The following is a 6,149-nucleotide window of genomic DNA, read 5'->3' on the forward strand; positions in this document are numbered from 1 at the left end:
ACATGTAGAAACTTCTACATGTAAAGAAAAAAACAAAGGAGAGTATTTTGAGTATCTTAGATCAAAGAAAACTTATTGAGTCGATTCATCCCTTTGAATTGCTCAGTTCAGCCTCTTTGGATAATCTTATGAGCAAGATAGATATTGCATATTACCCAAATAAAACACTCCTTATTTCTCCTACAATCTCATCTATTGCCTTTTATATCATTATAAAAGGCTCTGTAACCGAATATATAGATGATGAAATTCATAATGTCTATAGTGCAGGTGACAGTTTTGATGCCGATGCACTAATTTACGCAAAAACAAAAGCAAAATTTATAGTTGATGAAGATCTTATCTGTTACGAGATTAAAAAAGATGATTTTTTAGATTTGATGCAGGATAAAAAGGTACAAAGTTACTTCTTGCAAGATTTTATTTCGCGTCATAAACAGTTAAAAGATTATGATTTGCAAAGTGATTTATCTCCGTTTCTTATATCAAAAGTTTCAGATATGTTTTTACATGTAGCTTGTGTAGTAGATGCCGATGAGAGTATATATGACTCTTTGATAAAACAGAAAAAACTAAAAGCAAAAGTTATTATCGTAAAAGAGCAAAATGCTTATTCAATCGTTACGGATACAAATTTAAGAGAGAAATTTATTTTAGGTGATAATAATTTAGAAAATAAAATATCTACAATTGCCTCTAAAGGGCTTGTGACTATAGATATTAACGATTTTTTATTCAATGCGCTTTTGCTGATGACGCATAACGCAGTTAAAAGAGTAGTAGTGGTGGAAGATGAAAAAATTGTAGGTGTGTTAGAACAGTTGGATTTGCTTAGTTATTTTGCAAGTCATTCACATCTTGTTGCCGTTCAAATAGACAAAGCTTCAAATCTTGATGACTTAAAAGCTCTTGAACATGATTTTAGAAATCTTATAATCACGCTTAGAGCAAAAGGCGTTAAGGTTAGATATATTACCAAATTAATTGCAGCGTTAAATCATAAAGTATATAAAAAAGTTTTTGACATGTGCGTGAGTGAGGAGCTAAGAGAGCAGTGCGCTCTTATAGTAATGGGCAGTGAAGGAAGAGAAGAGCAGACTTTAAGAAGCGACCAAGACAATGCGCTTATAATTAAAAACGGCGTTGATGAGGAGCTTTTTGTTGAACCGATGATAAAGTTCAACTCTTATCTACTTGAACTCGGTTTCCCAAAATGTAGCGGAGACGTAATGGTAAGCAATGAGTTTTGGCGCAGAAATTTTAACTCATATAAAGAGCTGATAGAAAAATGGACTTATGATATGAGTGATGAGAGTGTTCAAAATTTAAGTATCTTTTTAGACGCAAAATGTGTGGCGGGCGATAATAGTTTACTGGATGAATTAATGAGATATCTACATGTAAGTTTTCACTCAAGAGATGATGTTTTAGCTCATATTGCAAAAGCAGTTTTAAACTTTGAAACGCCGCTTTCTCTATTTTCAAGTTTTGTATTGCAAAAAGAACATGACAACAAGCTTGATTTGAAAAAAGGTGGATTGTTTGCCCTTATACACGGCGTTAGAACGCTTAGTCTTCAGTATGAAATCAAGGCTACTAATACTATAGAGAGAATTAAAGAGTTAAACAATTTAGAGATAATTGATAAAACATTTGCAACAGAACTTATAGAGAGTTTTGACACCCTAAGTTCAATTCGTCTTAAAGCGATGCTTGAGGCAAAAAGCTTAGATGAGAGCAACTATATAAATCCTAGAAACTTAGAAAAAAATCAAAGAGATTTGCTAAAAGACAGTTTTAAAATCATAAATAAATTTAAAAAATTTATGAGTTTTCATTTTCATTTAAATATGGTAGTTTAGTGATGTTTAAATTTATCTCTAAGATAAAACATAAAGCAAATCGTTCAAAACTCAAAGATAAAAGTTTTGAATTTTTGTTTGATGAAGATAAAAGCGGTGAATATGTTGTTGTTGATACGGAAACAACGGGTCTAAATCCAAAAGATGATGAGATACTCTCTATAGGAGCAGTAAAAATAAAAGATAATAAAATCATTACGTCAGAAACTTTTGAGGTTTTTTTGCAAAACTCAAAAGAGATAAGTTCTAAAAGTATTAAAATACACGGGATTCGTCCGTTTGATTTAAAAAATGCAAAAACAACGAAGGAGGGCATTGTAGAGTTTTTAAATTTTGTGGGTTCTAGACCACTTGTGGGATATTATTTGGAGTTTGATGTAAGTATGATAAACAAATATACAAAACCGATGCTTGGAATAACACTTCCCAATAGAATGATTGAAGTATCTGAGATATACTTTGATAAAACGATTTCACTAATTCCTCAAGGAAATATTGATTTACGATTTGATACAATCTTAAAAAACTGCGGTATTCCCAATATGGGAGCACACAATGCTGTTAATGACGCGATTATGACAGCTATGATATATTTAAAATTAACAAAGGAAAAGTAATGATAAAAGAAATTTTTAACCCTAATAAAGAGTTTGCTAAAAATGCACGTATAAAAAATATGTGTGAATATCAAGCATTGCAAGATGCTGCAAAAGAAGACTATGAAGGTTTTTGGGGTGGTTATGCAAAAGAGAAGTTGGATTGGATAAAGCCGTTTACTAATGTATTGGATGAGAGCAAAGCACCGTTTGTTAAGTGGTTTGAGGGCGGAAAACTAAATGTTTCGGCTCAATGTATCGACCGTCATTTAGATAGTCGCAAAAATAAAGCTGCAATTATTTTTGAAGGTGACAGAGGCGATAAACAAATCATCACTTACCTCGAACTCTATTATAATGTAAACAGATTTGCAAATCTGCTAAAAAATGAGTTTAGTGTAAAAAAAGGTGATAGAGTCGTAATCTATATGCCGATGATTCCTGAAGCTGCGTATGCGATGCTTGCTTGTGCAAGAATCGGAGCGATTCACTCTATAGTATTTGGAGGATTTTCGGCTGAAGCTCTAAAAGACAGAATCGAAGATGCCGATGCAAAAGTTGTCATTACGGCTGATGGTGCTTATAGAAAAGATAAGCCTTACATGTTAAAACCTGTTGTAGATGATGCGCTTAGCGGTAACACACCTGTAAAAAAAGTTTTAGTTGTTGAGAGAAACGGCGAAGATGTTACTTGGGTCGCAGGACGTGACTACTCTTACAATGAGTTGATTAAACATCAGCCGGTAACATGTGAACCGGAAGTTATGGACGCTGAGGATCCTCTTTTCTTGCTTTATACATCAGGAAGTACAGGTAAACCAAAAGGTGTTCAACATAACTCTGCAGGTTATATATTATGGGCACAAATGACTATGGAGTGGGTGTTCGACGTAAAAGAAAACGATACTTATTGGTGTACAGCCGATGTAGGTTGGATTACCGGGCATACTTATATAGTTTACGGACCTCTTGCAATGGGTGCAACAACCGTAATGTTTGAGGGAGTTATTACTCATCCCGATGCAGGACGTCCTTGGAAAATGGTAGAAGAGCATAGAATCAACCAGTTTTATACGGCTCCTACTGCTATTCGTGTACTTCATAAATCAGGTGAGCATGAACCTGCTAAATACGATTTATCGAGCTTGAAAGTTCTTGGTACGGTTGGTGAGCCTATTGACCCTCCTGCTTGGAAATGGTACTATGAAACAGTAGGTGGCTCTAAGTGCGCGATAGTCGATACTTATTGGCAGACTGAGACGGGCGGACATATAGTATCTCCGCTTCCAGGTGCAACTCCGATTAAACCTGCATGTGCAACATTTCCTCTTCCTGGGATTATGGCTGAGATTTTAGACCCGCAAACAGGCGAAAAAGTAGGAGCAGGAGAGAGTGGTTACATGTGCGTAACTCGTCCATGGCCTTCTCAGATTCGCGGTGTTTGGGGTGATGAAGATAGATATGTTAAATCATATTTCGGTGATGTTAAAAAAGACGGCAAACCTGTCTATTTTACGGGTGACGGTGCTATTTATGATGAAGATGGCTATATCACTATTACAGGTAGAACGGATGATGTTATTAATGTTTCAGGACATAGAATGGGTACTGCTGAAGTTGAAGCAGCTATCAAAAAACATCCTAATGTTGCAGAAGTTGCAGTTGTCGGTAAGCCTCATGAGATAAAAGGCGAGGGTATTTTTGCCTACGTTGTTTTAAAATCTGACAAAGGTATTGCTGATGAAGTTGAAGAATTAAAAGCAATAAACAAAGTTATTCAAAAAGAGATAGGAAATATTGCTCTTTGTGATGATATGGTTTTTACTCCGGGGCTTCCTAAAACCCGTTCTGGCAAGATTATGAGAAGAATTCTTCGCTCAATTGCTAAAGGAGAGGTGATAACTCAAGATATCTCAACTCTTGAAGACCCTACTGTCGTTGCAGTAATAGAAGGTATGGTTAAAAAGTAGTTTTTACATATATTGACATGTAGAAATATCTACATGTCATACTTCAAAAATGCTATAATTTCATCATTAAAATATAAAGAGTTAATTATGGAACTTTGCGTAGCCCTCGATTTACCCACAAAAGAAGAAAATTTAGATTTAATCCACAAAATAAAAGATTATAATATTTGGCTAAAAGTCGGACTTCGTTCATACATAAGAGACGGCGAAGAGTTTTTAAAAGATATCAAAAAAATAAATCCTGATTTTAAAATATTTTTAGACCTCAAACTATATGATATTCCAAATACTATGGCAGATGCCGCTGAGTCTATAATGGGACTTGGTGTTGATATGTTTAATGTCCATGCAAGTGCCGGCAAACGAGCTATGAAAGAAGTAATGGATAGACTGAACACTTATGAAAAAAGACCTATAGTTTTAGCAGTAACAGCACTTACATCATTTAATGAAGATGAGTTTAATGAAGTATATGGAAAAGATATTGCAACTAAAGCTGACCAATTTGCAAAAGATGCTTATGAGAGCGGACTTGACGGTGTTGTCTGTTCTGCTTACGAGAGCAAATCAATAAAAAATATAACAAATCAAAATTTTATGACCTTAACTCCAGGGATTCGTCCTTTTGGTGAAGATGCCGGCGATCAGCAGAGAGTTGCGGATGTAGAGTTTGCAAAAAATGCACAAGTAGATTTTATAGTAGTAGGTCGTCCGATTTATAAATCCAATAATCCGGCGTTAGTGGTTGAGAAAATTTTGCAACAATTTTAAGCTATATATTATGTATATATGATTATAATCTCGGTCTTCAAATGGACAAGTGGGTGAGCGGCTGAAACCACATCCCTGCTAAGGATGCGTACGGGTAACTGTACCGAGGGTTCAAATCCCTCCTTGTCCACCACGAAGCTTTAAATATTAGTTTGAGTCTTATCTATATATTTAATCTACTTCTTTACTTACATTTACATATATCAAACTTAACAACTTATTTTTACAATTTATGTACTAAAGTACAATATCTTTTTATTAAAATTTTTTATACAATTGTCACAATAAAATCAAAATAAAGGGTCTGCTATGTCTAAAATAATTGGACAAATCACGGGATTAGAAGGTAAGTTTTACATAAAAACTGCTGATGGTTCAACGCGTGAAGCCTCTAACGGTGATAAGATTTATGAAGGGGAGACTGTTATTGGCGATAGCTCAAATTCTTCAATAAACACCATTTCAGTAGCTTTAAATGATGGTTCTGAAATTTCTATTAATGGAAATGAATCACAACTTTTTGACTCAACTATGTCTGAAAAGATTTTTACAGCTGATGAAACAGTTACCGAAGCAGATTCTATTGTAGCAATGATGGAAAATGGTGACGCTGTTGAAACTGCAGCAGGTGATAATATTGAAGATATTGAAACAGCTGCAGGAACAGATGCAAATGCTGCACAAGAAGAAGCGGGAGAAGCTCAATTTGATGCAAGAACAGCAGATGAACAAGATGTAGTTTCAGATCTTAGGGATCGAGGTTTTGGAGTTACTGAAGTTGTAGCTAACGACTACGATCCTACACTATTTGAAGAAACTCGTCAAGGTGATACAGACACTGACACTGACACAGATACAGACACTGACACAGATACAGACACAGACACTGACACTGACACAGATACAGACACTGATACGGACACAGATACGGACACAGATACAGACACTGA

4 protein-coding genes, 1 tRNA gene and 1 pseudogene are annotated in these 6,149 nt (G+C 35.1%); all 6 read left to right on the forward strand.

From position 1 onward, the window contains the following. Nucleotides 1-47 precede the first annotated feature (47 nt). The gene (locus A2530_RS03515) at nucleotides 48-1,862 is read left to right on the forward strand and encodes a putative nucleotidyltransferase substrate binding domain-containing protein (protein ID WP_294885752.1); all 1,815 of its coding nucleotides are present in this window, start codon (nucleotides 48-50) and stop codon (nucleotides 1,860-1,862) included. 2 nt (nucleotides 1,863-1,864) lie between these two features. Continuing rightward, nucleotides 1,865-2,479, forward strand: a complete 615-nt coding sequence (locus A2530_RS03520) for a 3'-5' exonuclease (protein WP_294885754.1) — start codon at nucleotides 1,865-1,867, stop codon at nucleotides 2,477-2,479. Beyond that, nucleotides 2,479-4,428, forward strand: coding sequence for an acetate--CoA ligase (gene acs / locus A2530_RS03525; RefSeq protein ID WP_294885755.1), 1,950 nt, complete (start codon nucleotides 2,479-2,481; stop codon nucleotides 4,426-4,428). Before A2530_RS03520 ends, acs begins: the two co-directional genes overlap by 1 nt. 87 nt (nucleotides 4,429-4,515) lie before the next feature. Then, complete coding sequence (pyrF, locus tag A2530_RS03530) at nucleotides 4,516-5,199, forward strand: orotidine-5'-phosphate decarboxylase (RefSeq protein WP_294885762.1); 684 nt, start codon at nucleotides 4,516-4,518, stop codon at nucleotides 5,197-5,199. 43 nt (nucleotides 5,200-5,242) lie between these two features. Next, nucleotides 5,243-5,332, forward strand: a tRNA-Ser gene (locus tag A2530_RS03535). A 176-nt stretch (nucleotides 5,333-5,508) separates the two neighbouring features. Beyond that, nucleotides 5,509-6,149 (forward strand): annotated as a pseudogene (locus A2530_RS03540) (cell shape-determining protein MreD); the annotation flags it as partial.

It is taken from the genome of Sulfurimonas sp. RIFOXYD2_FULL_34_21 (assembly GCF_001830805.1).
Classification (GTDB): Bacteria; Campylobacterota; Campylobacteria; order Campylobacterales; family Sulfurimonadaceae; genus Sulfurimonas.

Excerpts from the sequence above, each read along its gene's own strand:
- pyrF (WP_294885762.1), top strand. The coding sequence starts at position 4,516 with ATGGAACTTTGCGTAGCCCTCGATTTACCCACAAAAGAAGAAAATTTA.
- acs (WP_294885755.1), top strand. The coding sequence starts at position 2,479 with ATGATAAAAGAAATTTTTAACCCTAATAAAGAGTTTGCTAAAAATGCA.
- A2530_RS03520 (WP_294885754.1), top strand. The coding sequence starts at position 1,865 with ATGTTTAAATTTATCTCTAAGATAAAACATAAAGCAAATCGTTCAAAA.